The sequence below is a fragment of the Nitrospira sp. BLG_2 genome, from assembly GCF_049222245.1.
On the sequence record NZ_JBLYIG010000330.1, the window covers coordinates 1 to 1,934 of the forward strand.

The window sequence follows — 1,934 nt, forward strand, 5'->3', positions numbered from 1 at the left end:
CAAGGGCCCGGCCGGGTCTCACCGTTCTTCATTCCTATGACCATCATCAATTTGGCGTCCGGGCAGGTGGCGATTCGGATCGGAGCTAAAGGACCCAACTCTTGTGCGGTGACGGCTTGCGCCACTGGCAATCATTGCATCGGGGATGCGTACCGTCTGATTCAACGAGGTGATGCCGATGTCATGGTGGCCGGTGGTGCCGAAGCGGCGGTCACTCCGTTGGGCGTGGCGGGATTCGCAGCGGCCAAGGCATTGTCATTCCGGAACAATGAACCGACGAAGGCGAGCCGCCCGTTCGACAAGGACCGAGATGGTTTTGTGCTGGGCGAGGGTGCGGGGGTCGTGGTCATCGAGGAACTGGAACATGCCCTTAGACGTAGGGTCAGAATGTACGGCGAGATCATCGGGTATGGGATGAACAGCGATGCCTACCACATTACGGCGCCGCCGGAAGAAGGTGAAGGCGCCGTCCGTTGCATGGAACTCGCTCTCAAAGATGCCGGAATCAATCGCGAAGAGATCGGGTATATCAATGCGCATGGCACCTCGACGATGGCCGATGCCATTGAAACCCGAGCGATCAAACGAGTGTTCGGCGAACAGGCATTTCGAATTCCGGTCAGCTCGACCAAGTCCATGACAGGGCATCTACTCGGAGCTGCGGGTGGGATTGAAGCCGTCTTCAGTCTGCTGGCGTTGTTCCACGGTATTCTCCCCCCCACGATCAATCTGGAAAATCCCGATCCGGCTTGTGATTTGGACTATGTCCCCAATAAGGCACGGCTTGCATCCATCACAACAGCGTTGTCGAACTCCTTTGGATTCGGTGGAGTCAACGCTTGTTTGATCTTCAAGAAACGGGACGCGTAGTGCGCGTGTCACGATGACGCCGGCTCCTTCAGCCGATTCTCCTGCCATATCGAACTATCGATTCACGAATCAGAGCTTCTTGGTAGAAGCGTTGACACACAAATCGTACGTGAACGAGCGCCGAGAGCCCGGCCGAAAACATAATGAGCGGCTTGAGTTTTTGGGGGATGCCGTTTTGTCGCTCATCATGTGCGATCATCTGGCAAGGCGCTATCCTGAGTTAAGCGAAGGCGCGCTCTCAAAACTTAAAGCCAAGCTCGTGAGCGAAGTATCATTAGCGAATGCGGCCAGGAGGTTAGATCTCGGCGCCCGATTGAAACTTGGTCGAGGCGAAGAACGCTCGAATGGACGTGACAAAGCCTCACTGCTGGCTGATGCATTAGAGGCCATCATTGCGGCAATCTATCTTGACGGCGGTTTGGAGGCGAGTCGAGACTTCACCATTGAGGCGTTGACCGACGCACTGCGCCAAATCGATGTCTTGCAAGAAACACCCGGAGGAGATGATTACAAGACACGCTTCCAGGAATGGTGTCAAAAGCGGTATGAATTGTTGCCTCGGTATGTGATCGTACGCGAAACTGGGCCGGATCACCAAAAGGTATTTGAAGTGAACGTGTTGGTGAATGACAGAGTTTTCGGGATTGGTCGAGGACACAGTAAGAAGGAGGCGGAGCAGGAGGCGGCGCAACGAGCGCTGGAGCGGGCTGAGGGTTGAGCGAGTCCGTGCTAAAATGGCTGGACATTATCATGGAACGCTATGGGAGGTCAGCGATGCTGAAGCAAGTCGGTCGGATGCTGATGGGAATGGTGGTTGTCGTGGCTCTATCGGTTTCGGGAATCGAGGCGGTTGTAGCGACCGACAAAGCGCCGACTTCAAAGACTGAAATCCCAAAAGGGTCACGAGCGATCATCAAAACGAAATTCGGCGATATCGAAATCAAGTTCTATCCGGATGTCGCGCCGAAACATGTCGAGAATTTCATTAAGCTGGCGAAGTCCGGGTTTTATAATGGGACGATTTTTCACCGAGTTATTCCCGGTTTCATGATTCAAGGCGGAGA

The 1,934-nt window shown here is 54.4% G+C and carries 3 protein-coding genes; all 3 read left to right on the forward strand.

Annotated elements, in window-relative coordinates; all coding sequences use genetic code 11:
- A partial coding sequence (locus ACOSYY_RS09135; protein WP_421661959.1) for a beta-ketoacyl-[acyl-carrier-protein] synthase II occupies positions 1–870 on the forward strand: 870 nt, incomplete at its 5' end.
- A 13-nt stretch (positions 871–883) separates the two neighbouring features.
- The gene (gene rnc / locus ACOSYY_RS09140; RefSeq protein WP_421661960.1) at positions 884–1,588 is read left to right on the forward strand and encodes a ribonuclease III; all 705 of its coding nucleotides are present in this window, start codon (positions 884–886) and stop codon (positions 1,586–1,588) included.
- Positions 1,589–1,644: 56 nt separating this feature from the next.
- Positions 1,645–1,934, forward strand: a 290-nt coding sequence (locus ACOSYY_RS09145) for a peptidylprolyl isomerase (protein ID WP_421661961.1), incomplete at its 3' end; no start/stop codon positions are given.